The 25540-nt window shown below is 64.1% G+C and carries 22 protein-coding genes and 3 tRNA genes; 15 read left to right on the top strand and 10 right to left on the bottom strand.

Annotation, left to right across the window (positions count from 1 at the left end):
• Positions 1-561: 561 nt before the first annotated feature.
• The 4 genes from coaE (at position 562) to ACZ0AV_RS17555 (ending at position 3536) form a co-directional block, all read left to right on the top strand.
• Positions 562-1170: a dephospho-CoA kinase gene (coaE, locus tag ACZ0AV_RS17570; protein ID WP_499152214.1), complete on the top strand. Its 609-nt coding sequence runs from the start codon at positions 562-564 to the stop codon at positions 1168-1170.
• Entirely contained in the window at positions 1167-1367 is a 201-nt protein-coding gene (gene yacG, locus ACZ0AV_RS17565) for a DNA gyrase inhibitor YacG (RefSeq protein ID WP_499152213.1), read from the top strand. Before coaE ends, yacG begins: the two co-directional genes overlap by 4 nt.
• A gap of 117 nt (positions 1368-1484) precedes the next feature.
• Positions 1485-1991, top strand: coding sequence for an MOSC domain-containing protein (locus tag ACZ0AV_RS17560; RefSeq protein ID WP_499152212.1), 507 nt, complete (start codon positions 1485-1487; stop codon positions 1989-1991).
• 246 nt (positions 1992-2237) lie between these two features.
• A complete protein-coding gene (locus ACZ0AV_RS17555) occupies positions 2238-3536 on the top strand; it encodes an NAD(P)/FAD-dependent oxidoreductase (RefSeq protein ID WP_499152211.1) in 1299 nt (432 codons plus the stop codon).
• Between the two features lie 179 nt (positions 3537-3715).
• Here the strand turns inward: ACZ0AV_RS17555 and ACZ0AV_RS17550 are convergent.
• The 3 genes from ACZ0AV_RS17550 to ACZ0AV_RS17540 all read right to left on the bottom strand — a co-directional run bounded on the left by ACZ0AV_RS17550 (position 3716) and on the right by ACZ0AV_RS17540 (position 3958).
• Positions 3716-3791: transfer RNA gene (locus ACZ0AV_RS17550), tRNA-Lys, on the bottom strand.
• 5 nt (positions 3792-3796) lie between these two features.
• Positions 3797-3873 (bottom strand) — tRNA-Pro (locus tag ACZ0AV_RS17545).
• Positions 3874-3882: 9 nt separating this feature from the next.
• Positions 3883-3958 (bottom strand) — tRNA-Asn (locus ACZ0AV_RS17540).
• Between the two features lie 209 nt (positions 3959-4167).
• Between ACZ0AV_RS17540 and ACZ0AV_RS17535 the strand changes: the two genes are divergently transcribed.
• The 6 genes from ACZ0AV_RS17535 (at position 4168) to ACZ0AV_RS17510 (ending at position 12361) form a co-directional block, all read left to right on the top strand.
• Positions 4168-6465: a DUF1631 domain-containing protein gene (locus ACZ0AV_RS17535; protein WP_499152210.1), complete on the top strand. Its 2298-nt coding sequence runs from the start codon at positions 4168-4170 to the stop codon at positions 6463-6465.
• Positions 6466-6474: 9 nt separating this feature from the next.
• On the top strand, positions 6475-6819 hold the full coding sequence (locus ACZ0AV_RS17530; protein WP_499152209.1) for a PilZ domain-containing protein: 345 nt from the start codon (positions 6475-6477) through the stop codon (positions 6817-6819).
• 150 nt (positions 6820-6969) lie between these two features.
• Positions 6970-7821 (top strand): formate dehydrogenase accessory sulfurtransferase FdhD, encoded by an 852-nt coding sequence (gene fdhD, locus ACZ0AV_RS17525; RefSeq protein ID WP_499152208.1) that lies wholly within the window; start codon positions 6970-6972, stop codon positions 7819-7821.
• Entirely contained in the window at positions 7818-10139 is a 2322-nt protein-coding gene (locus ACZ0AV_RS17520) for an FdhF/YdeP family oxidoreductase (protein ID WP_499152207.1), read from the top strand. The genes fdhD and ACZ0AV_RS17520 overlap by 4 nt, the downstream gene beginning before the upstream one ends.
• Positions 10140-10481: 342 nt before the next feature.
• Complete coding sequence (locus ACZ0AV_RS17515; RefSeq protein WP_499152206.1) at positions 10482-11201, top strand: TorF family putative porin; 720 nt, start codon at positions 10482-10484, stop codon at positions 11199-11201.
• A 725-nt stretch (positions 11202-11926) separates the two neighbouring features.
• Positions 11927-12361 (top strand): YMGG-like glycine zipper-containing protein, encoded by a 435-nt coding sequence (locus ACZ0AV_RS17510; RefSeq protein WP_499152205.1) that lies wholly within the window; start codon positions 11927-11929, stop codon positions 12359-12361.
• 84 nt (positions 12362-12445) lie between these two features.
• On the opposite strand, the gene ACZ0AV_RS17505 is transcribed toward ACZ0AV_RS17510, so the two are convergent.
• Together ACZ0AV_RS17505 and ACZ0AV_RS17500 are read right to left on the bottom strand one after the other, a co-directional pair.
• Positions 12446-12874 carry an acyl-CoA thioesterase gene (locus ACZ0AV_RS17505; protein ID WP_499152204.1) on the bottom strand — a complete coding sequence of 143 codons (429 nt, stop codon included), beginning with the start codon at positions 12872-12874 and terminating at the stop codon, positions 12446-12448.
• Between the two features lie 89 nt (positions 12875-12963).
• Positions 12964-14127: an iron-containing alcohol dehydrogenase gene (locus ACZ0AV_RS17500; protein WP_499152203.1), complete on the bottom strand. Its 1164-nt coding sequence runs from the start codon at positions 14125-14127 to the stop codon at positions 12964-12966.
• A 410-nt stretch (positions 14128-14537) separates the two neighbouring features.
• Here ACZ0AV_RS17500 and ACZ0AV_RS17495 point away from each other — a divergent pair, with 410 nt between their 5' ends.
• Complete coding sequence (locus tag ACZ0AV_RS17495) at positions 14538-15038, top strand: hypothetical protein (RefSeq protein WP_499152202.1); 501 nt, start codon at positions 14538-14540, stop codon at positions 15036-15038.
• A 240-nt stretch (positions 15039-15278) separates the two neighbouring features.
• Here ACZ0AV_RS17495 and ACZ0AV_RS17490 read toward each other — a convergent pair whose 3' ends face one another.
• Positions 15279-15701 (bottom strand): HPF/RaiA family ribosome-associated protein, encoded by a 423-nt coding sequence (locus tag ACZ0AV_RS17490; RefSeq protein ID WP_499152201.1) that lies wholly within the window; start codon positions 15699-15701, stop codon positions 15279-15281.
• Positions 15702-15811: 110 nt separating this feature from the next.
• Complete coding sequence (locus ACZ0AV_RS17485) at positions 15812-16414, bottom strand: nitroreductase family protein (RefSeq protein WP_499152200.1); 603 nt, start codon at positions 16412-16414, stop codon at positions 15812-15814.
• Positions 16415-16683: 269 nt separating this feature from the next.
• On the opposite strand from ACZ0AV_RS17485, the gene ACZ0AV_RS17480 reads away from it, so the two are divergent.
• Genes ACZ0AV_RS17480 through ACZ0AV_RS17465 form a run of 4 tightly spaced genes read left to right on the top strand, consistent with a single transcriptional unit; the run spans position 16684 to position 20134 of the window.
• The gene (locus tag ACZ0AV_RS17480; protein WP_499152199.1) at positions 16684-17814 is read left to right on the top strand and encodes an MlaE family ABC transporter permease; all 1131 of its coding nucleotides are present in this window, start codon (positions 16684-16686) and stop codon (positions 17812-17814) included.
• Positions 17811-18590 carry an ABC transporter ATP-binding protein gene (locus tag ACZ0AV_RS17475; protein ID WP_499152198.1) on the top strand — a complete coding sequence of 260 codons (780 nt, stop codon included), beginning with the start codon at positions 17811-17813 and terminating at the stop codon, positions 18588-18590. Before ACZ0AV_RS17480 ends, ACZ0AV_RS17475 begins: the two co-directional genes overlap by 4 nt.
• On the top strand, positions 18591-19508 hold the full coding sequence (locus ACZ0AV_RS17470; protein ID WP_499152197.1) for an MlaD family protein: 918 nt from the start codon (positions 18591-18593) through the stop codon (positions 19506-19508). It abuts the gene before it with no gap.
• Entirely contained in the window at positions 19505-20134 is a 630-nt protein-coding gene (locus ACZ0AV_RS17465) for an ABC-type transport auxiliary lipoprotein family protein (RefSeq protein WP_499152196.1), read from the top strand. The genes ACZ0AV_RS17470 and ACZ0AV_RS17465 overlap by 4 nt, the downstream gene beginning before the upstream one ends.
• A gap of 203 nt (positions 20135-20337) precedes the next feature.
• Here ACZ0AV_RS17465 and clpB read toward each other — a convergent pair whose 3' ends face one another.
• From clpB to rluD, 3 genes are all read right to left on the bottom strand, one after another.
• Positions 20338-22902 (bottom strand): ATP-dependent chaperone ClpB, encoded by a 2565-nt coding sequence (clpB, locus tag ACZ0AV_RS17460; protein ID WP_499152195.1) that lies wholly within the window; start codon positions 22900-22902, stop codon positions 20338-20340.
• A gap of 793 nt (positions 22903-23695) precedes the next feature.
• On the bottom strand, positions 23696-24436 hold the full coding sequence (gene pgeF / locus ACZ0AV_RS17455) for a peptidoglycan editing factor PgeF (RefSeq protein WP_499152194.1): 741 nt from the start codon (positions 24434-24436) through the stop codon (positions 23696-23698).
• Positions 24433-25407 (bottom strand): 23S rRNA pseudouridine(1911/1915/1917) synthase RluD, encoded by a 975-nt coding sequence (gene rluD / locus ACZ0AV_RS17450; protein WP_499152193.1) that lies wholly within the window; start codon positions 25405-25407, stop codon positions 24433-24435. The genes pgeF and rluD overlap by 4 nt, the downstream gene beginning before the upstream one ends.
• Positions 25408-25540: the final 133 nt, after the last annotated feature.

Here is a 25540-nt window from a genome sequence, read left to right as displayed (position 1 = left end):
CGAATGGCGGCCGTTACGCGACGGCGCGGCACGGCTGCCATTTTCGCGCCGGGAGCAATGCTCCTGCGCGAGTGGCGATGCCGCAATCCATTGTAGGAGCCGCGACCCCCCGGCGAATGGCGGCCGTTACGCGATGGCGCGGCACGGCGGCGATCTTTCGCGCCGGGGGCGACGCTCCTACGCGAGTGGTGGTGTGCCGCAATCCATTGTAGGAGCCGCGCCCCCGCGGCGAATGGCGGCCGTTACGCGACGGCGCGGCACGGCGGCGATCCTTCGCGCCGGGGGCGACGCTCCTGCGCGAGTGGTGGTGTGCCGCAATCCATTGTAGGAGCCGCGACCCCGCGGCGAATGGCGGCCATTACGCGATGGCGCGGCACGGCGGCGATCTTTCGCGCCGGGGGCGACGCTCCTGCGCGTAGCTGCCTTAACCCCTGCCCATCCTAGGCGTTGCGACCTCGCGGCGATGGCGTGATCGATGCCGGCGTACCCAGCCGATTCGCCACGCAACGGCTGTCTCCTTTACAATCCGCCCCTGATTTTCCATAAGGGGCATGCGCACCCATGAAACCCTGGACGCTTGGCCTGACCGGCGGTATCGGCAGCGGCAAGAGCGCCGTCGCCGGGCATTTCGTCGAGTTGGGCGTGGACGTGGTCGATGCTGACCAGGCCGCTCGCTGGGTTGTCGAACCCGGGCGCCCTGCCCTCACGGCCATTGCCGAGCATTTTGGCGACCACATACTGCAGCCTGATGGGCAACTGAACCGTTCGGCGCTGCGGGCGCAGATCTTCGCCGATCCGGCCCAGCGTCGCTGGCTGGAGAGTCTGCTGCATCCACTGGTCGCTCAAGAAGTGGCGCGGTTTCTGGCTGAAGCCACGTCGCCCTACGCCATCATGGTTTCACCGCTGTTGATCGAATCCGGTCAGTACAGATTGGCGCAGCGCGTGCTGGTGGTCGATGTACCCGAGCAACTGCAGATCGAGCGCACCATGCGTCGTGATCAGTTGTCAGCCGAACAGGTGCAAGCGATTCTGGCCGCTCAGGCGACCCGTGAAGAGCGCCTGCGTCATGCCGACGATTTGCTGACCAACGACCGCGACCTGGCCTGGATGAAAAACGAAGTCGAGCGCCTGCATACCTATTACCTGACCTTGACTGGAGGCCAACCATGACCACCCCCACCCTCGTCGCATGCCCGACCTGCGCCGCTCCGGTGGAATGGGGCCCGCAAAGCCCGAGCCGCCCATTTTGCTCCGAACGCTGCAAATTGATCGACCTTGGCGCCTGGGCCTCGGAAGAGCACGCGATCCCCGGCAACGAGCTGGAAGATGACCTGTTCTCCGACGACCTCCCCCCGCGCCAGCACTGACGGTGGTTGCGCCGCAATGCATGAAGCGCATGTTGCGTGGCTGACCTGCTGTGATCAGTCAGTACATCTGCCTGTGCAACACGCCTTGCGGATCCCTTTCTCCACCCCGGTATCGTCATGAGCCCGCTACAAGCCCTGATTGCCGCCGTGCCACAGCACGGCCAGGTACGCTGGATTGGTGTTCGCCCGCAGTCACGCGGCGAGATGCTGGCACTCGATGCAGTGGAAGCGCGCCGCGAAGCCGGGCTCACCGGCGACCATGCCCGCCCGGGGCCGCGTAACGCACGGCAGGTCACGCTGATCCAGTGGGAGCACCTGGCAGTCGTCAGCGCGCTGCTGGGCCGCGATGCCGAGCACGCGATCAGCCCGCAAGATCTCAGGCGCAACATCGCCGTCAGTGGCATCAACCTGTTCAGCCTCAAGGGCCGACGCTTCCGGCTCGGCCAGGCCATTCTGGAAACCACCGGCTGGTGTCAGCCCTGCGCCCGCTTGGAAGAACGCCTGGGTACAGGCACATTCCAGGCAGTGCGCGGCCACAGCGGCATCACGGCGCGGGTGCTGCACGGCGGTATCATCCGCCTCGATGATTCACTGACTGTCGAGCCCCTGCTGACCGACGAGTAGCTTCCTGAAGACGGATCACGCCCCCTGCCCGCCAGCGCCCTGCTAGACTGGCCGCATTTGCGCAGCACGCGTGCCGGGCGATTGAACCTTGGCAGTCAACGTCGAGTCGATGACACCAGAGTGCACCTCGGCGCTGTGTTGCACGTCAGTTTGCTGCGGCCTGCCGAGCCGCCCCTGAGTCGCCCGGCGCCATGAGCCTCGCTCGCCCGGACTCACACCGATTTTTTAGCCTTGAGAGAAGTATCGATGAGCCATCGAATCGTAATTGTCGGCGGCGGTGCCGGCGGCCTGGAACTCGCCACTCGCCTGGGCAGGAAGCTCGGCAAGCACGGCAAGGCCCACATCACCCTCGCCGACGCCAACCTGACGCATATCTGGAAGCCGCTGCTGCACGAAGTGGCCGCCGGCTCGCTGAACTCCACCGAGAACGAACTCAACTACGTGGCCCAGGCAAAATGGAATCACTTCCAATTCCAGCTCGGCCGCATGAGCGGCCTGGACCGCGAGCGCAAGACCATCCAGTTGGCCGCGACCCTGGATGAGGACAATCGCGAACTGGTGCCCGCCCGCGAACTGTCCTACGACAGCTTGGTGATTGCCGTGGGCAGCACCACCAACGACTTCGGCACCGAGGGCGCGGCCCAGCACTGCATCTTCCTCGACACCCGGGAGCAAGCCGAGCGCTTCCACCGCAAGATGCTCAGCCATTACCTGCGCGCCCATGCCGGCAACGGCGACAACGACCAGATCAGCGTCGCCATCGTCGGCGCTGGCGCCACTGGCGTCGAACTGGCAGCCGAACTGCACCACGCCGCCCGCGAACTGGCGGCGTACGGCCTGGACCGAATTCGCCCGGAAAACATGCGCATCAGCCTGGTCGAAGCAGGGCCGCGCGTGCTACCCGCCTTGCCCGAGCGCATCAGCGCTCCGGTGCACAAGACCCTGCAGAAGCTCGGCGTCAACGTGATGACGGGCGCCGCGGTGAAAGAAGTCACCGCGGACGGCATGGTGCTCGCCAATGGTGAAACCATCTCGGCCAGCCTCAAGGTGTGGGCGGCCGGCATCCGCGCGCCGGCCTTCCTGAAAGACCTGGACGGGCTGGAAAGCAATCGCATCAACCAGTTGGTCGTTACGCCAACCCTGCAAACCACGCGTGACGAGAACATCTTCGCCTTTGGCGACTGCGCCGCGTGCCCGATGGGCGACGGCAGCGAACGCAATGTGCCGCCACGCGCCCAGGCAGCCCACCAACAGGCCTCCCTGCTGGTCAAATCGCTGGCGGCGCGCCTGCAGGACCAGCCATTGCCGACCTACACTTACAAGGACTACGGCTCACTGATCTCGCTGTCGAGCTTCAGCGCCGTCGGCAATCTGATGGGTAACCTGATGGGCAGCGTGAAGCTCGAGGGCTGGCTCGCGCGCATGTTCTACGTCTCGTTGTATCGCATGCATCAGATGGCGCTCTATGGCCCCTTCCGCACCCTGCTGCTGATGCTCAGCGACCGCATCGGCCGCAGCACCGACCCACGCCTCAAGCTGCATTGATCCCAAGGGCAGCCTGCCGTAGGGTGGACGACGCTTCACCTACGCGGCCCGACCCGTCGACCGCCCTGCAAGCGCAATGGTGGATGAAAAGCGTCATCCACCCTACGGGAAGCACACCCTGTCTCCAGAAAGCAAAAAACCCGCTCTAGGCGGGTTTTCTACTCAAGCAGAGCTTGAAATGGTGGGTCGTGTAGGATTCGAACCTACGACCAATTGGTTAAAAGCCAACTGCTCTACCAACTGAGCTAACGACCCAAAAATGGTCGGGGTGAGGGGATTCGAACTCCTGACATCCTGCTCCCAAAGCAGGCGCGCTACCGGACTGCGCTACACCCCGAAGAAAGATTGGCTCCGCGACCTGGACTCGAACCAGGGACCCAATGATTAACAGTCATTTGCTCTACCGACTGAGCTATCGCGGAACTATGCTTCTTTCAGTCTCTGTTACTAGCTTCTGGCTTTCGCCATTTGCCGCTGCAGAGGCGCGCCATTTTACGGTTCCGCGAACGCCTGTCAACCCCCTAAATTGCTTTTATGACAATGCTTTGCGAAACAATGGCCATTTGCTATACCTTCGCCGCACACCTGCACGGGTTGCAGCACAGCAGCAGGGCTTACCCCAGGACCTCAGATGACCACTCAGGGCACGCCGCCAACGCCTCCATACAGCTCGCGCACGCTGGCCAGCAGGGGCATTCAGCCGCGCTTCAGCGAATTGGGGCAGAGCTGCCGCAAGCTGGTGCTCAATCACCTGGCGGACAGCCTGCAGCGCACCTTCGCCCACGTCGACGACACGCTTTTCCACTGTGCGGAAAAAGCCGAGAACAACCAGGTGCAGGCGCTGTTCTTTGACAGCATGCGCAACATCCGCACATTGCGCCCGCAGATAGAGCGCCATTACCACCTGAGCATTTCCGAGGGGATCGCTGATTTCCTCGACGGCAAACTGGTCGCGACCGCCGGCGTCGCAGACGTGCAGCTCCAGGAACTCGCCCTGGTGCAGAATGAAGATTACGAAGAGATCCTTCAGGTCACCAATATGGCCAGCCGGGTTCAGGCACGTAGCGCCCAGGCCCTGTTTGCACTGGAGCAGCGCCTTGCCTTGCTCAACAACGGCCAGCCGCTACCGGAAGGCAGCAACCCGATAGCCCCGAAGACCATCGCCCAGGCATTTCTTACCGCACTCGCCCCCTGCTCCGTGCCTCTGCGGATCAAGCTGGTGCTGTACGGGTTGTTCGACAAGCACCTCATGCACGAACTCGACGCCCTTTATAACGCGCTCAATCAGCGCCTCATCGAGGCCGGCGTGCTCCCCAACCTCAAGTACACCCCTGCACGGCCGGCAGAACAGCCGAGCCAAGGCGCACCAGACGCATCCCCGCGAGTCGTCGCCACCCAGCACGCCGAGCCGGATAGCGAACAGCCGCTGCCGGATCTCGATGCCGCGCCCCCTGCTGATTTGAATCAACTGGTGCACGGCCTAAGCGCCCTGCTTGCCGAATACCGAAAACAGAGGACGAGCATCAACCTGTACGCCGGTACACCGAGCATGGCCAGCTTCGCCCCCGAAGGCGCGCGGCGCACGTATGAGGCAGCCGACCTGCTGGCGGCCCTCAATCGCATGCAGCAGGCCTCCGCCGCCGAACTGGCGCAGCGACTCGACCATCCGCTGCAGGTCGCCGGGCTCAAGGAAGACCTGCAGCGCCAGCTGGCCAGCCATAACCCGGAACCGCAGCAGCATCGCCTGGGCAACCGCGAGAGCGACGTCATCGACCTGGTGGGCATGCTGTTCGATTTCATCCTCGATGACGACAACCTCCCGCAGCCTTACAAGGTCGCCCTCTCCCACCTCCACACGCCCTACCTGAAGGTCGCACTGCTGGACAGGGCGTTGTTCACCCAGCAACACCACCCGGCGCGCAAGCTGATCAACGCCATGGCCAAGGCTGGCGTGCTGTACGGCGCGCAGGACGAGGCCCACGGCCTGCTCGACAAGGTGCATTGGGTGGTCAAGCAGGTGATCCAGCATTTTGCAGGTGACCTGCGCCTGTTCGACGAACTGACCGGCGAATTCAACGAATTTGCCGGCACCCTCAAGCAACGGGTGGATCTTCAGGAGCGCAGGGCGGTGGAGACCGCCAAGGGCAGAGACAAGCTGCTCGCCGCCCGGCACCTGTCCGCCCAGGTCATCGCGCAGAGCCTGGCTAAACGGGCGCCGCCGCCGATCATTCGACAGTTTCTCGAACGCACCTGGATAGATGTGCTGGTGTTCATTCAGTTACGCCATGGCTCGGCCAGCAGCGAATGGCAGCGCGCCAGCGAAGCCGCCGAACACCTGGCCTGGAGCGGCACCCCGCTGGATGCTGCGCAGCGCGAACGGCTGCAGCGCTTGCGCATCGAGATGCTCGACGAACTGCGCAAGGGCCTGATGCTGCTCGGCGGTTACCGTGACGACGACATACGTCGCCTGTTGCAGGACCTGGTGGCCTGCCAACATGCCGTACAGGCCGGCCAGCCCGGCCTGGCGTCGGGCCTGAGCCTGCCGCCAGCGCCCAGCCAACTGGGTGCCATGCTGGGCGATGATGCCGCACTGCTCGACCCTGCCCTGACTCGCATGCCGCTGTCTGAGATGGGGCGCCGCCTGGTCAGTGAGCTTGAAAAAATCGAGTTCGGTACCTGGTTCGAATTCACCGGCGGCGCCGAGCGCCAGACGCTGAAATTGTCCTGGTATAGCCCGACCACCCACAATTACATGTTCGTCGACGCCAACGGCCAGCGCGCGGCGGTCAAGTCGGTCAGCCAGTTGGCGCAGGAAATGGAGCGGGGCACGGCCCGACTGAGCAAGCCGGACCGCGCAGCGCCCGTGGTTGATCGTGCCCTGACCGCCGTTTATCGCGTTCTGCAACAACTCACCGGCCGTACCCACTGAGGTTCATACATGAACGACCGTCGCCAGCACAGCCGATACCAGGCCACTTCGCTGTTGGAAGTGTTCGAGCAGCACAGCGGCCGGTACCTGGGTCGTGTAGCGGATATTTCCAGCGACGGGCTGATGCTCTGCGGTCCAGCGCTTCAGCCTGCCGATACGTTGGTGGAGTGCGAACTGGTGTGCTCGGCAACCCTCAACGGCGTCAGCAGGCTGCACTTCATCGGTGACTGCCTGTGGAGCCGGGGCGGTGAAACAGGCCAGCAATGCTGGTCGGGGTACCACATCATCGATATCGATCAGCCCAACACGGACGCCCTGAACGCCCTGCTGCAACACTTTCAGGCCAGCACATGAGGCGAAGCCGAACGTCTCGGGCAGGGGGCTTGGGCCTTGCTCACATCGAACGATAGAGCGCATCGATCAATGTATCGGCAACAGCGATTAGACGCCGGCAGAGCGAGCGCCTAGGCTTCTCTGTGTCAATCCGCCGCAGGGGAGCTTGCCGTGCCCCGGTCAGCCGAATCTTCCACCATCGCCGAACCGCCCGAAGCCGTCGCGCCGCAGCCCCAGGGCTATGCGTACGCCCAGCTGGGCAATCCGCACGCCACGGATTGCGCCGTGCTGGCCGAGGAAAGCGCGCTCGCCATCAGTTACAACGGCATCAGCCATGCGGTGATGATGGTCTCGCCAAGTGCCGTGGAAGATTTCATCGTCGGGTTCAGCCTCAGCAGTGCCGTGGTCGACTCCATCGACGATATTTATGACATCCGCGCGCGCCACGTTGGCGCGGCGATCAATGCCGAGGTCGAAATCAGCAGCCGGGCCTTCTGGGCCATGAAACAACAGCGTCGGCAACTGGCCGGCACCAGCGGTTGTGGGCTGTGTGGCGTGGAAGCCCTGGAGCAGGCATTGCCCGAGCTGAGCGTGCTGGCCAAGGCCGAATTGCCGCCTGCAGAGCACCTGAACGGCCTTCGCGAACGGATCAACGCCGTGCAGGATCTGGCTCGCCGCAGTGGCGCGCTGCATGCCGCCCTGTATGTCGATGGCGACGGCGAGATTCGCACCTGTCGCGAAGACATCGGCCGGCATAACGCCTTGGACAAGCTGATCGGCGCACTTCTGCGCGAGCAGCACGACGTTCGCCAGGGCTTTGCGGTGGTCACCAGCCGCTGCAGCCTGGAATTGATTCACAAGGCGGTCAGAGCCGGTATCGGCAATCTGCTCAGCCTTTCGGCCCCGACCGCCCTGACCGTGCAATGGGCGCGCCGGCACAACCTCAACCTGATTCATTTGCCCCATCACAGCGCGCCGCGGGTCTACAGCCCCGCGCCGGCTGCAAGAGAAGAACAGCCATGAGCCTGCAACCCGTTAACCCGCGTTACAAACCCTACAAAGGCGCCGCCGCCGGTTGGGGTGCGCTGATCAGCGTCACCCAGTTCTGGCTGGACAGCAAACAGCCGTTCAAGAACCTGCGCGCCCTGCTCAAGACCAACCAGAACGGCGGCTTCGACTGCCCTGGCTGCGCCTGGGGCGACTCCCCGGAAGATGGCCGTATCAAGTTCTGCGAGAACGGTGCCAAGGCGGTCAACTGGGAAGCCACCAAGCGCCGGGTCGACGCCAAGTTCTTCGCCAAATACACCGTCGCCCAGCTGCGCGAGCAGAGCGATTACTGGCTCGAATACCAGGGCCGCCTGACCGAGCCGATGCGCTATGACGCGGCCACTGACCGCTACGTGCCAACCTCCTGGGACGATGCCTTCAGCCTGATCGCCAAGCACCTGAAGAACCTCGAAAGCCCCAACCAGGCCGAGTTCTACACCTCTGGCCGGGCCAGCAACGAGGCTGCGTTCCTGTATCAGCTGTTCGTGCGCGCGTTTGGCACCAACAACTTCCCCGACTGCTCGAACATGTGCCACGAGGCCAGCGGCGTCGCGCTGACCCAGAGCGTCGGTATCGGCAAGGGCAGCGTGACCTTCGCCGACTTCGAACACGCCGATGCGATCTTCGTGCTCGGCCAGAACCCGGGCACCAACCACCCGCGCATGCTCGAGCCGCTGCGCGAGGCAGTGAAGCGTGGCGCCCAGGTAGTGGCGTTCAACCCGCTCAAGGAGCGCGGCCTGGAACGCTTTCAGCATCCGCAGCACGCGCTGGAAATGCTCACCAACGGTTCCGAACCACTGAACACCGCCTTCTTCCGCCCCGCCCTGGGCGGCGACATGGCTGCCCTGCGCGGCATCGCCAAGTTCCTCCTGCAGTGGGAGCGTGAGGCCGTCGCCAAGGGCGACAAGCCGGTCTTCGATCACGCGTTCATCGCCGAACATACCGACGGCGTCGACGCCTACCTGGCCGTGCTCGATGCCAGCTCCTGGGAATCGCTGGTCGAACAGTCCGGCCTGACCCTGGAAGACATCGAACAGGCGGCGCTGATGTATCGCCGCGCCGAGAAGGTCATCATGTGCTGGGCGATGGGCATCACCCAGCACGTTCATTCGGTGGCGACCATCCAGGAAATCGTCAACCTGCAACTGCTGCGCGGTAACCTCGGCCGCCCGGGCGCCGGCCTGTGCCCGGTACGTGGCCACAGCAACGTGCAGGGCGACCGCACCATGGGCATCAATGACCGCCCGCCGGTGGTGCTGCTCGACAACCTCGAGAAACGCTTCCAGTTCCAGGTACCGCGCGACAACGGCCACAACACCGTCGAGGCGATCAACGCCATGGTCAACGGTCAGGCCAAGGTATTCATCGCCCTGGGCGGCAACTTCGCCCAGGCCACGCCAGACAGCCCGCGCACCCACCAGGCACTGCAGAACTGCGAGCTGACCGTGCAGATCAGCACCAAGCTCAACCGCAGCCACCTGACCACCGGCACCGATGCGCTTATCCTGCCGTGCCTGGGCCGTACCGATATCGACATCCAGGCCACCGGCCCGCAAGCGGTGACCGTGGAGGACTCGTTCAGCATGATCCACGCCTCCAATGGCCAACTGGAACCGCTGTCCAGGCAGATGCGCTCGGAGCCCGCCATCGTTGCCGGCATCGCCAAGGCCACCCTGGGTAATCACCCGGTCGACTGGGACGCCATGATCGCCGACTACAGCCGCATCCGCGAGCTGATCGCCGATACCATCCCGGGCTTCCAGGATTTCAATACGCGCGTGCAGCATCCCGGTGGCTTCTACCTGGGCAACTCGGCCGGTGCCCGCCAGTGGAAGACCACCACCGGCAAAGCCAATTTCAGGGCCAACGCCCTGCTCGCCGACCTGCTGCCGCCACAAGTGCGCAACAGCGGTCACACGCCGGACCTGATCCTGCAAACCATGCGTTCCCACGATCAGTACAACACCACCATCTATGGGCTGGATGACCGCTACCGTGGCGTTCGCGGCCAGCGCGACGTGTTGTTCGTCAATGAAGCCGACATCACGCGCCTGGGCTACAAGCCGGGCCAGAAGGTCGACATCACCTCGCTGTGGGACGACGGCATCGAGCGCAAGGTGGTGGGCTTCACGCTGCTGGCGTTCGACATTCCAGCCGGCCAGGCCGCGGCCTATTATCCGGAGGCCAACCCGCTGGTGCCGTTGGAAAGCGTGGGCATTGGCAGCCACACGCCCACCTCCAAGTTCGTCGCCATTCGCCTGCACGCCGCCGGGCAGACCGCGCGCATCGTGTAACTTGGCGCGCCTCGCCCAGGCACACTGGGCGAGGCATGGCAGCGCGGTCACGCTCCCTGCGGCGATGCAGGGCCAGCCAGCGGCTTAATCGCCGACAATCCTGCATTTCGTCGGAATTTGCCGACGATTCCAGCCTAATTACGGTCTGATGTCCCTTTGCCGTCATGGGCGTCGGTTAACGTCCCCGCCAAGCGCTCGAATGAGGCGCGTTGCGTTTTCGCCCAAGCCACGATGTGGCCCTTCGGGCTTCTGCCACACCAGCGGCACCGTACGGATGGACCAGCACCTGAGCCGGCAAGCGCCTCGTACTGCTTTCATTCGCCTGTAACGGGAGGGAATTCCATGCGTTTTCCACATGTCGTCCTGCTTGGGACGGCCTTGCTGAGCATCCACGCCCAGGCGGCCATCCTGGAGCGGGAGTTGGGCGACTATGAGCTCAATCTAGGCACCACTCCAAGCCGCAGCATGGCCCAGGGCCTGGTCAAGCCGCAGAGCGGCGGAGCCTTTCACGGTGGCATGGACCTCAGTCATCCGAGCGGCTGGTACCTCGGCCAATGGGCACCGAACCTGGGGATCACCCCGGACAGCCGCATGGAGTTGAACAGTTACGTCGGCTACCGGCAGCAGTTCGCCGATACGCTCGGCTACGAACTCGGCACCATCCGCTACAGCCACCCGGGCTACAGCCAACTAGACAGCCAGGACATCTACGCCGGCCTCACCTATGACGTACGGCGCTTCGGCCTCTCGCTGAGCAACGATCCAACCCGTTTCAACAGCACGCTGCTGGCCGACTTCGGCCGTGTGAACGCACTCGGCATGGCAGTGACCATGCGCTACGGCAACCACCTGCTCGACACCCCAGCCACCGTCAGCGGCGGCCGCCAGGTGAGTTCCTTCAATGACTGGTCGCTGAGCCTGTCCAGGCCCTGGAAAGGTATCGACCTGGACTTTTCGTATTCGGACTCCAGCCTCAGCGGCGATGCATGCTCGGCCTATTCGGGGCATAACACCGAATGCGAAGGCTGGTTCCTGATCAAGGCATCACGCGCACTCTTCTAAGAGCCTGTTCACGATCTTTATGCGCCTGAAGTAGCAGCTACAAGGCGATAGCGGACGTAGGGTGGATGACGCTCTTCTCATCCACCATTGCGATCGCAGAGCGGTGGACGGGTCGGGCCGCGTAGGTGAGGCGTCTTCCACCCTACGACCGGCCGGTATCGCCACTTAGCTGCCGAAATCGGCGAATCTGGGCTGAAAGATTATGAACAGGCTCTAAGAACCTGTTCACGATCTGCATGTGCAGAAGCGGCAGCTAGCAGCCGTCGCTGGCCATTGTGGGAGCGGGCCATGCCCGCGAAAAATCAAGGGCATGGCCCGTTCCCACAGGATAGGGGGAATGACCGCTTGCGCCACTTAGCTGCCAAAATCGACGAACCTGGGCTGAAAGATTATGAACGGGCTCTAAGCGTTCCTGTACCTGCCGGTCGTAGAGATCACTGCAGATAAAGCACCGCAAGAATGCTCAGGGAGGCTCATCCGCGAATGAGCCAACAGCCTGGCCTAGGACGACGCGGGAACAGCCACCCGGCACCGCTCCACGATGCGCAGCCCTGTCGACCTATACACATTTAGATACATTCATCGATGTATCTTTAATCGTGCCTCCGGGAATTTCCTTGCAGATCAGGTTCTAAGCTTGTGTCGCCGGCACGCTTCGGTTGACCGCATGAACCCATGGCACCGCCATGGCTACGCCCGCAAGGGTACTTTTCGAGGGTTGCACAATGCGTACATTCCTTACCGCATTGGCTTTTAGTGCACTGGTTTCTCCCCTGGCCACCGCCGACACCGCCAAGACCGCTATCGGCAGCGGCGTGGGCGGAGCGCTCGGTAACATCGTCGGCCAGCACCTAGGCGGCAGCACGGGCGCTGCGATTGGCGCCGGCCTGGGTGGCGCGGCGGGTGGCGCCATCAGCTCACGCAACAAGACCGAAGCCGCTCTGGGCGGTGGCCTGGGCGCCTCCGCTGGCTCCGTGCTGGGCAATCAGTTTGGCGGTGGTACCGCCTCGACCATCGGCGCCGGCCTCGGCGGCGCGGCTGGCGGGGCGCTGGCCAACGAAATGGCCGACAGCAACCGCAATGAATCGCGCTACCGCGACAACGGCCATCGCCACGGCAAGAAATACCACAAGCGCCACCACAAGTATCGCCATCGCTGAGTCACCGACCAACAAGGGCGCCTTAGCAGGCCGTGTGAACGAGCGCAGTCGTTTTCACACCGTCTGGTAGGCGCCCTCGTTCTTTCAGGTGATCCACAACCGATCCAGCGCTACGCGTAACGCGGCTGGCATCGCCGCCGGCCGGCTGCTGGCTCTGTCCACGAACACGTGAACGAAGCGCCCCGCCGCGCAGGCTTGCTCCTCGCCCTCCTTGAACACCGCCAGTTCGTATTGCACCGAGCTGTTACCCAGGTTGCCGACCCGTAAACCGATCTCGATACGGTCGGGAAAGGCAATGGACGCGAAATAATCGCAGCTGGAACTGACCACGAATCCCACGACCTCGCCGTGATGGATATCCAGCCCGCCCACCTCGATCAGGTAACTGTTCACCGCGGTATCGAAATAGCTGTAGTAGGTCACGTTGTTCACGTGCCCATACAGGTCGTTGTCATGCCAGCGCGTGGTGATTGGCTGGAAGTGGCGATAATGCTCGCGCAGGTGCTGCTGCATGGAACGGCGCCTTGCAATAAGGGGAAACCGGCATGGTGCCGGCCTCCGGTGGCGCTGGCAACTTGCCCCGAGCCCAGCGCCCGAGTCGGTCAGTAGGCGACCTGGTAGATCGCCAGTGCATGGGCCTCGGTCATCTGCCGCGGATTATTGGCCAGCAAGCGCTCGTGCACCATGGCATCGCTGGCCAGGCGCGGCAGCAGTGCCTCCTCCACACCGACATCGCGCAGGCGCGTCGGCAAACCGCTGCGTTCGCTGAGATCGGCCAGCTCGATGATGAACTGCTCGGTATGGTCCGTCGCATCGCCGCTGCGCAGGCGGCCACCGAGCAACAGTGGCGCCAGTTCCTCATAAAGCGGCGCTGCCACCGAGGCATTGAAACCCAGCACATGAGGCAACAGAACCGCCGTGCTGACCCCGTGCGGCACCTGGAAATGCCCACCCAGGGGATAGGCCAGCGCATGCACTGCGGCAAGCGGTGCATTCGCATAAGCCTGGCCGGCCAGGCAGGCGCCCAGCAGCATGGCCTGGCGGGCCTCGCGATTGCTGCCGTTATGCACCGCTTCCTCGAGGTTGGCACCGAGAAGCCGCAACGCCTCGCGGGCGAGCATGTCCGAGAGCGGGTTCTTGCGCCGCGCGCCGGTGTACGCCTCCACCGCATGCCCCATGGCAAGCATGCCGCAGGCAGCGGTAACAGCGGCCGGCAGTTGCAACGTCAGCTCGACGTCGAGCAGCGCCAGGTCGGGCAACAGCCGGGCCGAGAGCACGGCCACCCGCGTGGCATGCGCCGTGGTGACCACCGCGATGGGCGTTACTTCGGAGCCGCTGCCGGCGGTGGTCGGCACCTGGATCAGCGGCAGACGCTGGCCCATCGCTTTGTCGACCCCATACAGATCCTTGAGCGACTGCTTGCACTCGGGGTGAGCCAACAGTGCGACCAGCTTGGCTACGTCCAGCGAGCTGCCACCGCCAAAGCCGATGATCAGGTTCGCCTGCGCGTTCCTGGCAGCCTGCACAGCGCCGGTGATAACGGACTCCGGCGCCCCGGCAGTCACGCCGTCGAATACGTGCAGCGTCATATCGGTACCGGCGAACGCAGCGCGCACCTGCGCGAAGAAATCCAGCCGGGCGACCCCGCCGTCGGTGACCAGCATGACCGAACGCGCCCCCCAGGCCTTGCACAACGGCACGAGCCGCTGCACGGCCCCGGGTTCGCAGATGAGATGGGCGGCTGTAGCGAAACTGAATGGCTGCATGACGCTTTCCTCTTGTGATCGCGCAATCGGGCACGCGGATGGGCTAATTCGAGTGGCCTGCCAACGCGCCCCTACCAACTGCCCCTTGTCTTTATAGTAGGCCGGTATCCGTGATCCGGGTGGCGACGCTGTCGCCTGTGACCGCTCGTCGATTTGCCGCTGCGTCGGTATTACGCCAGCGGGCGCCCGCCAGGCGATCGGCAACTCGACGCTGGTGGTGGCAATTTCCAGCCAGCCTAGCGCTCATGGGGGTTTCACGAGCTCGAAGGTAGATCGACGCGGATGGCCGACATTCAGCCGGGAAAAAAGTGCTAGTCCATCCTGTTCTTGAGGTTATGACACATCCGCCTAAGGCCCGAGGAATGAGGCGCTTAGACTGAGCCTATCGAAACGAAAGCAGGAGGTGACTCATGCCCCTTTCTATCGACGGCATGAATATCGGGGTCTACGGCAACCGCTCGAACAACTTCAATACCGGCTTGCAGACCAATCGACTGGATCCGGTCAGCCCGGCGACGCAGCCGCTGGACGATGCCCAGCAACGCCTGCTGGAGCGTCGCCGCCTGGAGCAGGACCGCCAGGAACAACTGAGCGAATTGCGCGAGCAGCGAATTGCCCGGCAGGAACAGCGTGAGGAATGTGAGCTGCAGGTGCGCCTAGAGCGCGAGCAGGCGGCTCAGGCATTGGACGAGCAGCTGCGCGAGCAACGCCTGGAAACACTGCAGGAGCAGCGCCAGGCCTATTACGACCCTCTCTCGGCCGAAAACCTGGCGCGCCAGCGTACGCAACTGGAGGTATCGCCTCCAGCCAGCAACAATGCCGGGGTTAGCCCCCGCTTAGCGGCTGAAGCCATTTCGACCTATCGCCAGACGGCATCGCCGGACTTCATCGGCCGCAGCCTGGTAGCCTGACCCATGCACCGAGCCCCTGGATGACGTGTGAAAACCTGGTGAGCGAAGGTCAGGCCAGGCAAAAACCGGCGAAATGGCGCAGCTTACGCGTTGCAAATGAGCTGGTTTTTAACGCCGCATGGCCGAGCGCAGTAGTTTTCAAACGGCCTGCCTGGCAGCCCTGGCAGTTCGATGCCAGGGCTGGGAGGGGCTAGGTGAGTTGCGTCATGCACTTACCGTTGGCAAGTGCATGACCAGCCGCTATGGCTTTTCAAGCGCCTCCTGACGCTCCAGAAACTCTTCCTGCAACAGCGCATCGGGGCTCTCGTGCTCGCTGGTATCGAGCTCCTGTTCGAGATGACCGGTACCGACCGCCTTGCTCTCCAGCTTGCCAACCAGATGTTCCAGCGCATGGCGCATCTTTTCGGCAGCGCCTTCTACGGCCTGGTCCAGCGACTCGGCCCTGTGGGTAACCGACAGCGGCTGATGCCCCTTGGGCCGGGCTTCGATCTGGCAGCGCTTGTCATCGGCGCCGCTCTTGCTGCCGTTTTCATCGCTGATATGCACTTCTACCCGCGACAGAAACTCCTCGTAGCGCTCAAGGCGATCCGCCACCGATGCGCCGACCCATTCCTGGAGACGCGCACTGCCTTCGATATGGTTGCTGTTCACTTGAACTTGCATGGTGTTCCTCGCTTTTACGGGTCTACTCATTAGGAGACAGCGAAACGGCACTAGGTTCCTGCTGTTTGCCCTCACAGATGCATCATGGCGTGACAAACCGCTTCATGCGCTCAGAAGCGGTCGCGAATCACCACCTCGTCGAATGGCAGCTTGCCGATTCGCGGCTTGGCATCGACAGCCTTTTTGCCCACCGCGACCATCAGGCCGATCAGGTGGTTGTCCGGCAGGTTGATCAGTTTGCCCACGGCGTCGAAATCGAAACCGTCCATGGGGCAGGAGTCCAGTCCCTTGCCGCGTGCGGCCAGCATCAGGGTCTGCGCCATCAGGCCACAGCTGCGCATGGTTTCATCACGCTGCACCTGCGGCTTGTCGCGGTAGTAGTTGTCGATGGCACCCGCCATGTACTGCTGCACCTCCACTGGCGCCCCTTCCCACACGCGGCCGACATTCTTCTCCCAACTGTCGAGCTGCGCGCAGACCACCACCAGCATGGCGGCATCGGTCATCTGCGCCTGCCCCCAGCCCGCCTCGCGGATCTGCTGGCGCAGCGCCGGATCGCTGACTTCGACCAACCGCACGTGCTGCAGGTTGAAGGCCGAGGGTGCGAGCAGCGCCAGTTGCAGTAGCTCGTTCTTCTCTTCACTGCTGAGCGTGAACCCGGCGTCGTATACCTTGATGGCGCGGCGGCTACGGATGGCTTCGTCGATATGCATGGGAAAGCTCCTGATAAGTGGCGCGAACGATTGCCCGCCATGCTAGGCAACCCTGGCGGGTAAAACCACCGGGCTTTTACGATGCGATTCATCACCTGCAACGATTTATTCGAACCCCGCCCGGCTTAGCCAGTCGATTACCGCATACTCTGCGGCCAGCCCCGGCTTGCGGCGCCTATCGTGGGTGCACCAGCGAGGGTTTGCAAAGTTGCCGACAAGGCTCTATTACGGCTGTTCCCTACGAACGTTCGAGCGTTAAGCTGTCGACCATGACCAACCCGCCCTACATCTCCCCGCCCACTGCCGCCGCCACCGCGCTGACGGTGGGAGGTGACTGGACGCTCGCTCACTACGGCGCGCTGCTCGACCAGGTGGAGGCCGTCCGGCACACGCTGGCGGGTGACGTGCCCGTTGATATCGGCGAACTGCAAGCGCTGGACACCGCCGGCGCCAGCCTTCTGGTGGAGTTGCTGGGCGCCGAGCGGCTGAGCCGGCTGCTGCCTGCCGCAGCCCTCAGCGGCGAGCGTCGCGCCTTGCTGCAAACCGTCGCCAGCGCCATGCAGGAGGCCCAGCACGCGCCCGACCACCCCGCCCGCTCGACCTATCGCGAGTTTTTCGGGCATATCGGTGAAGTGGTCGAAGGCGTCTGGCACAAGGCAGTAGGGCTGCTGGGCTTTGTCGGCATGACGCTCAGCGCGATGCTGACAATCCTCTTCAGGCCACGGCGCTGGCGGCTGACCTCGCTGGCCTCGCACCTGGAACAGATCGGTCTCAACGCCGTGCCCATCGTCGCCCTGCTGACCTTTCTGGTGGGCGCGGTAGTGGCGTTTCTCGGCGCCACCATCCTTGCCGACTTCGGTGCGACCATCTACACGGTCGACCTGGTGGCGTTTTCGTTCCTGCGTGAATTCGGGGTGCTGCTGACCGCCATCCTGATGGCCGGGCGCACCGCCAGTGCGTTCACCGCGCAGATCGGTTCGATGAAGGCCAACGAAGAGATCGACGCCATCCGCACCCTCGGCCTCAACCCGATGGAGCTACTGGTGCTACCGCGGGTGTTCGCCATGCTGATCGCCCTGCCCCTGCTGACCTTCGTGGCCATGGTCTGCGGTATGGTCGGCGGCGCCATGGTGTGCATGCTGACTCTGGATATCTCGCCGCCGATGTTCCTCTACCTGCTGCAGGAGAACATCCCCATCAACCACTTTCTGGTCGGCATGCTAAAGGCCCCTATCTTCGCCTTCCTGATAGCCGTGATCGGCTGCCTGGAGGGTTTCAAGGTCACCGGCAGCGCCCGCTCGGTGGGCGAGCGCACCACATCGAGCGTGGTGCAATCGATCTTCATCGTGATCGTGGTGGATGCGGTGGCCGCACTGTTTCTGATGGAGATGGGCTGGTGAGTGACGAGGCGATCATCCAGGTCCGTGACCTGACCAACCAGTTCGGCCCTCAGGTGGTGCATCAGCACCTGGACCTGGACCTGTATCGCGGCGAAGTGCTGGGCGTGGTCGGCGGTTCAGGCACCGGTAAATCGGTGCTGCTGCGTACCATCGTCGGCCTGCGCCAGCCCAACGCCGGCACGGTGCGGGTGTTCGGTGAAGACCTGCTGACCCTCTCGGCGCAGCGGCGCTCGGAAATGGAGCGGCGCTTCGGTGTGCTCTATCAACGCGGCGCGCTGTTTTCCTCGCTCACCGTACTGGAAAACATCGCCCTGCCACTGATCGAGCACGCCGGGCTCAACCGTGCTCAGGCAGAGCGCCTGGCCGAGTCCAAGGTCGCCCTGGTCGGCTTGCCCAGCCTGGCCGGCGACAAGTACCCGACCGAATTGTCCGGCGGTATGGTCAAGCGGGCAGCCCTGGCCCGTGCCCTGGCGCTGGAGCCGGACATCCTGTTTCTCGACGAGCCCACCGCCGGCCTCGACCCGATTGGCGCCGCCGCCTTCGACCAGTTGATCCGCACCCTGCGCGACGCCCTGGGCCTCAGCGTTTTCCTGGTCACCCATGATCTGGACACGCTTTATACCCTGTGCGACAGGGTCGCGGTGCTATCGCAGAAACGCGTACTGGTGGCCGACCGGCTCGAGGTCGTCGCAGCGACGGACGACGCCTGGATTCGCGATTACTTTCACGGCCCGCGCGGACGCGCGGCCGAACAGGCTTCAGCGAGGATTAGTTGAATGGAACCACGCGCTCACCACGTATTGATCGGCATGTTCACGGTGGCCATCGTCAGCGCCATCCTGCTGTTCGCCCTCTGGCTCGGCAAGTCGAGCGCGGACAAGCAGTTCAACTACTACGAGGTGATCTTCACCGAAGCCGTCAGCGGCCTGTCCCAGGGCAGCGCCGTGCAGTACAGCGGTATCCGCGTCGGTGACGTCACCAGCCTGACCCTCGACCCGCAAGACCCGCGCAAGGTGCACGCGAACATCCGCATCACCAGCAGCACGCCGATCAAGGAAGACACCCGCGCGCGTCTGACCATCACCAACATCACCGGCGGCGCGGTGATCCAGCTGCACGGCGGCTCGCCGGAGAGCCCGCCACTGCAGGCCGGCAACGGCGGCACGCCGGTCATCATCGCCGACCGCTCGCCGCTGTCCCGGCTGATGGCCAACGGCGAAGACCTGATGGTCAGCGTCACCCGCCTGCTCGACCGCGCCAACGCGATGTTCTCTCGCGAGAACACCCAGAACATCGCCAAGACCCTGCGCAACCTGGAACAGATCACCGCCAGCGTGTCCGAGCAGCGTGAAGAATTGCGTGAAGCGCTGACCCAGATGAGCGCCGCCGGACGTGAAGCAGCCAACCTGATGAACAACGCCAACGGCCTGTTCACCGGGCCAGCCCAGGACACCCTGGAAAGTGCCGAGCGTCTGGTGACGTCCCTGGAGCGCACCAGCAGCAACATCGAGCAGTTGCTGCAGGACAACCGTGCCGCCCTCGATGGCGGCATGCAGGGTATCGGCGAACTGGGCCCGGCAATCAACGAACTGCGTGACACCCTCGGCTCCCTGCGCTCGTTCTCGCGGCGCCTGGAAGAAGACCCCGCCGGCTACCTGCTGCGCAGCGACAGCATCAAGGAGTTTCAACCATGAAAGCATTCGCCACCGTTGCCGCCCTGCTGCTGACCGGCCTGCTCGGTGCCTGCTCGGTACTGCCTGCCGGTGAGGCGCTGAACGTCTACCTGCTGCCGAGCAATCTGCCGGTACGCACCGCCGACGCGCCACGCCAGGACTGGTCGCTGCGCGTCAACCGCCCGCAAAGCAGCCAGTTGCTCGACAGCCCGCGAATCGCCGTGCTGCCCGAGGGTGACCGGATCAGCGCCTACCAGGGTGCGCGCTGGAGTGACCGGGCACCGGCTCTGGTGCGTGATCGGCTGATCGGCGCCTTTCTCGACGATGGCCGCATCGCTGCCGTCAGCAGCGATGACAATCGCCTGCAGGCCGACCTGGAGCTGAGCAGCGACTTGCGCGCGTTCCAGAGCGAGTACCGCAATGGCCGCCCGCACGTGCACATTCTCCTCGACGCCCGCCTGGTGCAGGCCGGCAACCAGCGCATCCTCGCCAGCCGCCGCTTCGAAGTGCGCCAGATCGCCGGCGATACCGCCGTGGAATCGGTGGTGAAGGCCTTCGGCACGGCCAACGATCAGTTGTCGCGCCAGTTGATGGATTGGGTGGTCGACGAGGGCCAGCGCAACGCGCCGGATAGCGACAAACCCTGAGCGCAGGCGATGCCAGCAAAACATCCGGTAGCCTGGCGTTGAGCGCAGCGATACCCAGGGATCGACGGCAGCAGCGCTTACCGTCTGGCCGGCAAAGATGTTCCCGGGTATCGCTTCGCTCGACCACGGGCTACGGATCGTAATAAACAAACGGCCGCTGTGATCACGAACACCGGCCGTTCGTTTTGCTGCAGTTGCTGGCGTTAGGCAAAGACGATTTCGTCGTTTTCGACCCTGCCGTTCACCGTGCTGCCGGGGTTGAACTTGCCGGCCAGGATCATCTGCGCCAGCGGGTTCTCGATCCAGCGTTGGATCGCCCGCTTCAACGGGCGCGCACCATACACCGGGTCGTATCCGACGGCGATCAGCTTGTCCATCGCCTCATCGGACAGCTCCAGCGTCAGCTCACGCTCGGCGAGGCGCTGCAGCAGGCGTGACAGCTGGATGCGCGCGATACCGGCGATCTGCTCACGGGCCAGCGGCTCGAACACCACCACCTCGTCGATACGGTTGACGAACTCTGGGCGGAAGTGGCTGCCCACCGCGTCCATCACCGCTGCACGCTGCGCCTCGCGATCACCGACCAGCTCCTGGATCTGCGCCGAACCGAGGTTGGACGTCATCACGATCACCGTGTTCTTGAAGTCCACGGTACGGCCATGGCTGTCGGTCAGGCGGCCATCCTCGAGTACCTGCAGCAGCACGTTGAAAACGTCCGGGTGGGCCTTCTCGACCTCATCCAGAAGCACCACCGAATACGGCTTGCGGCGCACCGCTTCGGTCAGGTAGCCGCCTTCTTCGTAGCCGACATAACCCGGTGGGGCGCCGATCAGCCGAGCCACGGAATGTTTCTCCATGAACTCGGACATATCGATGCGCACCAGCGCGTCCTCGGTGTCGAACAGGAACTCGGCCAGCGCCTTGCACAGCTCGGTCTTGCCGACCCCGGTCGGACCGAGGAACAGGAACGAGCCGCTCGGCCGGTTCGGGTCGGCGAGGCCGGCACGCGAGCGGCGCACGGCGTTGGACACCGCGACCACCGCCTCGTCCTGGCCAATGACGCGCTGGTGCAGCAGCCCTTCCATCTTCAGCAATTTGTCGCGCTCGCCCTCGAGCATCTTCGACACCGGGATACCGGTCCACTTGGAAACGACTTCGGCAATTTCTTCCTCGGTCACCTTGCTGCGCAGCAACTGATTTTCGGTCTTGCCGTGCTGGTCGACCATCTGCAGGCTGCGCTCCAGGTCCGGAATGATCCCGTACTGCAGCTCGGCCATGCGGTTCAGGTCGCCCTTGCGGCGCGCCGCTTCCAGCTCGGTGCGCGACTGTTCGATCTTCTGCTGGATCTGCGCCGAACCCTGCACCTCGGCCTTTTCCGACTTCCAGATTTCATCCAGGTCGGAATACTCCTTCTCCAGCTTGGCGATGTCGTCCTGCAGCTTGGCGAAGCGCTTCTTGGCCGCCTCGTCCTCCTCCTTCTTCAGGGCCTGGGCTTCCACCTTGAGTTGGATCAGGCGGCGGTCCAGCCGGTCGAGCACCTCCGGCTTGGAGTCGATTTCCATGCGGATGCGACTGGCCGCTTCGTCGATCAGGTCGATGGCCTTGTCCGGCAGCTGGCGGTCGGTGATGTAGCGGTGGCTGAGCTTGGCCGCGGCGATGATCGCACCATCGGTGATCGCCACCTTGTGGTGCACCTCATAGCGCTCCTTGAGGCCACGCAGGATGGCGATGGTGTCTTCCTCGCTCGGTTCATCGACCAGCACTTTCTGGAAGCGCCGCTCCAGCGCCGCGTCCTTCTCGATGAACTGGCGGTACTCATTCAGCGTGGTCGCGCCCACACAATGCAGCTCGCCTCGGGCCAGGGACGGCTTGAGCATGTTGCCCGCATCCATGGCGCCCTCGGCCTTGCCGGCGCCGACCATGGTGTGCAACTCGTCGATGAACAGAATGATGCGGCCTTCCTGTTTGGACAGTTCGTTGAGCACCGCCTTGAGGCGCTCCTCGAACTCACCGCGGAACTTGGCACCGGCGATCAGCGAGCCCATGTCCAGGGACAGCAGGCGCTTGTCCTTCAGGCCATCCGGCACCTCGCCGTTGACGATGCGCTGGGCCAGGCCTTCGGCGATGGCGGTCTTGCCCACGCCCGGCTCGCCGATCAGCACCGGGTTGTTCTTGGTGCGGCGCTGCAGCACCTGGATGGTCCGGCGGATCTCGTCATCACGGCCGATCACCGGATCGAGCTTGCCTTCTTCGGCACGCTTGGTCAGGTCCACGGTGTACTTGTCGAGGGCCTGGCGCGATTCCTCGATGTTCGGGTCATTGACCGCATCGCCGCCGCGCAGGTTGTTCACCGCGTTCTCCAGCGCCTTGCGGCTGACTCCCTGGGCAAGCAGCAATTTGCCCAGCTTGGTGTTCTCGTCCATGGCGGCAAGCAGCACCAGTTCGCTGGATATAAATTGATCGCCCTTCTGCTGGGACAGGCGGTCGGCCTGGTTGAGCAGGCGCGCCAGATCCTGGGACAGGCTCACGTCGCCGGTGGGGTTCTGAATTTTCGCCAGGTGGTCGAGCTCCTTGCTCAACGCTTGGCGCAGGCCGTTCACGTCGAAGCCGACCTGCATCAGCAGCGGCCGAATGGAGCCGCCCTGTTGGTCGAGCAGCGCCTGCATCAGGTGCAGCGGTTCGATGGCGGAATGGTCGTGGCCGACGGCCAGGGATTGGGCGTCGGAAAGGGCAAGCTGCAACTTGCTGGTCAAACGGTCGATTCGCATGGCGTCATCCTTCCTGTGTAGGGCAGGCCGGCGCGGTGCATGCGCCTGAACTTAAAACCTGCCGAGATGGAGCATAGATGAGGCCGATTATGCGGGTTTCAAGCGAGGGGGTTTTGATAAGGGTCAGCAAGGCAGCGCCTGACGGCTGAGCGCAGCCAGGCAATCGACCTGCCAAGTGGCCATTACCTGCATTCCCCGCCTGGCAGAAGCCTCGGCGCGAATGCGATGGCGGCCGCCCGGCAGAACCTGCGCTGCAAGCACTATTCGCTGCGGGGTCGCAGCTCCTACAACGGCTTCAGAAATCGCCGCCAGATCCCGTAGGAGCGGCGCCCCCGGCGCGAAATGTTGCAGCCGTGCCGCGCAATCGCGTAACGGCCGCCATTCGCCGCGGGGTCGCGGCTCCTACAATGGATCGCGCCACCACCACTCGCGTAGGAGCGTCGCCCCCAGCGCGAAATGTTGCAGCCGTGCCGCGCAATCGCGTAACGGCCGCCATTCGCCGCGGGGTCGCGGCTCCTACAATGGATTGCGGCACACGACCACTCGCGCAGGAGCGCCGCCCCCGGCACGAACGATTGCAGCCGTGCCGCGCCATCGCGTAACGGCCGCCATTCGCCGCGGGGTCGCGGCTCCTACAATGGATTGCGGCACCACCACCACTCGCGTAGGAGCGTCGCCCCCGGCGCGAATGCGATGGCTGCCGCCCAGCGGAATCTGCGATGTGAGCACCATTCTCCAGGGGCGCGGCTCGCGCGCATGCCCTGTAAATCGCTGCTGGTCGCCAGGAAGCAGCCTAGCGGTCTGCCAGCCAGATCAGCGAGGCGAAGCGGCCGGTCTGTGCTGCGCGGCGATAGGAGTAAAAGCGTTCGTCGTTGACGGTGCAAAACCCGCCGCCATACACGGCGGTGATGCCGCGCGCGGCCAGGCGGATACGCGCCAGTTGGTAGATATCCGCCATGAAGCGCCCATGGTTGTCGCTTGGCACGAAGGCGCTGGCGGCCTGGGCATGCTGGCTGACGAACGCCTCGCGCACCTCTGCGCCCACCTCGAATGCCTGCGGACCAATCGCCGGTCCCAGCCACACGAGGGTGTCCTGGGGCTCCGCCGCCAGAGCGTCCAGCGTCGCTTCCAGTACGCCATTGGCCAGGCCCCGCCAGCCGGCATGAGCGGCTGCCACACGGGTACCGGCGCGGTCGCAGAACAAGGCCGGCAGGCAATCGGCGGTCATCACCGTGCAGGCGACACCCGGCGTCGCCGTCCAGCTGGCATCGGCCTCTTCGACGCATTCGGGATCAGCCTGCGCCACGGCGATGCCGTGCACCTGCTGCAGCCAGGCCGGGCGGCAGCCCAACTGGCTAAGCAGCCGCTGGCGATTCTTGGCCACGGCAGCCGGGTCATCCTCGACATGCGCGGCGAGGTTGAAACTGTCGTAGGGCGCCGCGCTTACACCGCCAGCACGGGTGGTCACGCAGGCGCGTACCCAGTCGGGTGCGGGCCAGTGCGGCGTCAGCCAGTCATGGGCCTTGTCACTCATCCAATGAACGCCTCGCGATCCTGGCGCAGCAGCGTCAGCAACCAGACGAAATCATCAGGCAGCGGCGATTGCCACTTCATTCGCTCGCCGGTGATCGGGTGATCCAGCTCGAGGAAGCGCGCATGCAACGCCTGGCGCGGGAACTCCTTGAGGCTCTGCACCATGGTCTGGCTGGCAGCCGGCGGGATGCGAAAACGCCCGGCATACACCGGGTCACCGACCAGCGGGTAGCCGATGTGGCTCATGTGCACGCGAATCTGGTGTGTACGCCCGGTTTCCAGCTTGACCCGAGAATGGGTGTGCGAGCGGAAGCGCTCCAGCACGCGGTAATGGCTGACCGCGGGCTTGCCGCCATCGGTCACCGCCATGCGCTGGCGCTGGGAAGAGCTGCGGCCGATCGGCGCGTTGATCTTGCCGCCAGAGGTGATCACGCCGATCACGATGCACTCGTAGATCCGGCTCACGGAGCGCTTCTGCAACTGATCGACCAGGCGGGTCTGCGCTTCGATGGTCTTGGCCACCACCATCAGACCGGTGGTGTCCTTGTCCAGGCGATGCACGATACCGGCCCGCGGTACGTTGACGATATCCGGCACGTGATGCAGCAGCGCATTGAGCAGGGTGCCGTCGGCATGCCCCGCAGCCGGATGCACGACCAGGCCAGCCGGCTTGTCGATCACCAGGATCTGCTCGTCCTCGTAGACGATATTGAGCTCGATGTCCTGGGCGATCCATTCGCCCTGGGCTTCCTGCTCGGCACAAAGAGCCAGCACGGCACCGCCGTGAACGATGTCGCGGGGGCGCAGCACCTGACCATCGACGGTCAGGTTGCCCTCCTTGATCCAGCCGGACAGGCGCGAGCGCGAGTGCTCGGCGAACAGCTGGGCGGCGACTTGGTCGAGGCGTTGACCGCCCAGATCGTAGGGCACCTCGGCGGATAACTGAATGGCCTGCTTATTAATAGATGACATGCTCGGCAACGGCGGGGGCATAGCCTTTGGTTTCGGCTACACGCTTGTGGTTAAATACGGCGTCTTTGCCCCAGGGGTACCGGGGGCGCTCATCATAACAGGACGGCCCTGCCCAAGACAGCCGCCGTCCCAG

Source organism: Pseudomonas sp. AC532, assembly GCF_979258965.1.
The sequence above is the reverse complement of the archived record's forward strand: the minus strand, read 5'-3'. Positions and strand labels throughout refer to the sequence as shown.

What these genes read in the sequence shown, in the direction of transcription:
- coaE (WP_499152214.1), top strand. Translation starts at nt 562, where the DNA reads ATGAAACCCTGGACGCTTGGCCTGACCGGCGGTATCGGCAGCGGCAAG.
- yacG (WP_499152213.1), top strand. Translation starts at nt 1,167, where the DNA reads ATGACCACCCCCACCCTCGTCGCATGCCCGACCTGCGCCGCTCCGGTG.
- ACZ0AV_RS17560 (WP_499152212.1), top strand. Translation starts at nt 1,485, where the DNA reads ATGAGCCCGCTACAAGCCCTGATTGCCGCCGTGCCACAGCACGGCCAG.
- ACZ0AV_RS17555 (WP_499152211.1), top strand. Translation starts at nt 2,238, where the DNA reads ATGAGCCATCGAATCGTAATTGTCGGCGGCGGTGCCGGCGGCCTGGAA.
- ACZ0AV_RS17535 (WP_499152210.1), top strand. Translation starts at nt 4,168, where the DNA reads ATGACCACTCAGGGCACGCCGCCAACGCCTCCATACAGCTCGCGCACG.
- ACZ0AV_RS17530 (WP_499152209.1), top strand. Translation starts at nt 6,475, where the DNA reads ATGAACGACCGTCGCCAGCACAGCCGATACCAGGCCACTTCGCTGTTG.
- ACZ0AV_RS17520 (WP_499152207.1), top strand. Translation starts at nt 7,818, where the DNA reads ATGAGCCTGCAACCCGTTAACCCGCGTTACAAACCCTACAAAGGCGCC.
- ACZ0AV_RS17515 (WP_499152206.1), top strand. Translation starts at nt 10,482, where the DNA reads ATGCGTTTTCCACATGTCGTCCTGCTTGGGACGGCCTTGCTGAGCATC.
- ACZ0AV_RS17510 (WP_499152205.1), top strand. Translation starts at nt 11,927, where the DNA reads ATGCGTACATTCCTTACCGCATTGGCTTTTAGTGCACTGGTTTCTCCC.
- ACZ0AV_RS17505 (WP_499152204.1), bottom strand. Translation starts at nt 12,874, where the DNA reads ATGCAGCAGCACCTGCGCGAGCATTATCGCCACTTCCAGCCAATCACC.
- ACZ0AV_RS17500 (WP_499152203.1), bottom strand. Translation starts at nt 14,127, where the DNA reads ATGCAGCCATTCAGTTTCGCTACAGCCGCCCATCTCATCTGCGAACCC.
- ACZ0AV_RS17495 (WP_499152202.1), top strand. Translation starts at nt 14,538, where the DNA reads ATGCCCCTTTCTATCGACGGCATGAATATCGGGGTCTACGGCAACCGC.
- ACZ0AV_RS17490 (WP_499152201.1), bottom strand. Translation starts at nt 15,701, where the DNA reads ATGCAAGTTCAAGTGAACAGCAACCATATCGAAGGCAGTGCGCGTCTC.
- ACZ0AV_RS17485 (WP_499152200.1), bottom strand. Translation starts at nt 16,414, where the DNA reads ATGCATATCGACGAAGCCATCCGTAGCCGCCGCGCCATCAAGGTATAC.
- ACZ0AV_RS17480 (WP_499152199.1), top strand. Translation starts at nt 16,684, where the DNA reads ATGACCAACCCGCCCTACATCTCCCCGCCCACTGCCGCCGCCACCGCG.
- ACZ0AV_RS17470 (WP_499152197.1), top strand. Translation starts at nt 18,591, where the DNA reads ATGGAACCACGCGCTCACCACGTATTGATCGGCATGTTCACGGTGGCC.
- ACZ0AV_RS17465 (WP_499152196.1), top strand. Translation starts at nt 19,505, where the DNA reads ATGAAAGCATTCGCCACCGTTGCCGCCCTGCTGCTGACCGGCCTGCTC.
- clpB (WP_499152195.1), bottom strand. Translation starts at nt 22,902, where the DNA reads ATGCGAATCGACCGTTTGACCAGCAAGTTGCAGCTTGCCCTTTCCGAC.
- pgeF (WP_499152194.1), bottom strand. Translation starts at nt 24,436, where the DNA reads ATGAGTGACAAGGCCCATGACTGGCTGACGCCGCACTGGCCCGCACCC.
- rluD (WP_499152193.1), bottom strand. Translation starts at nt 25,407, where the DNA reads ATGTCATCTATTAATAAGCAGGCCATTCAGTTATCCGCCGAGGTGCCC.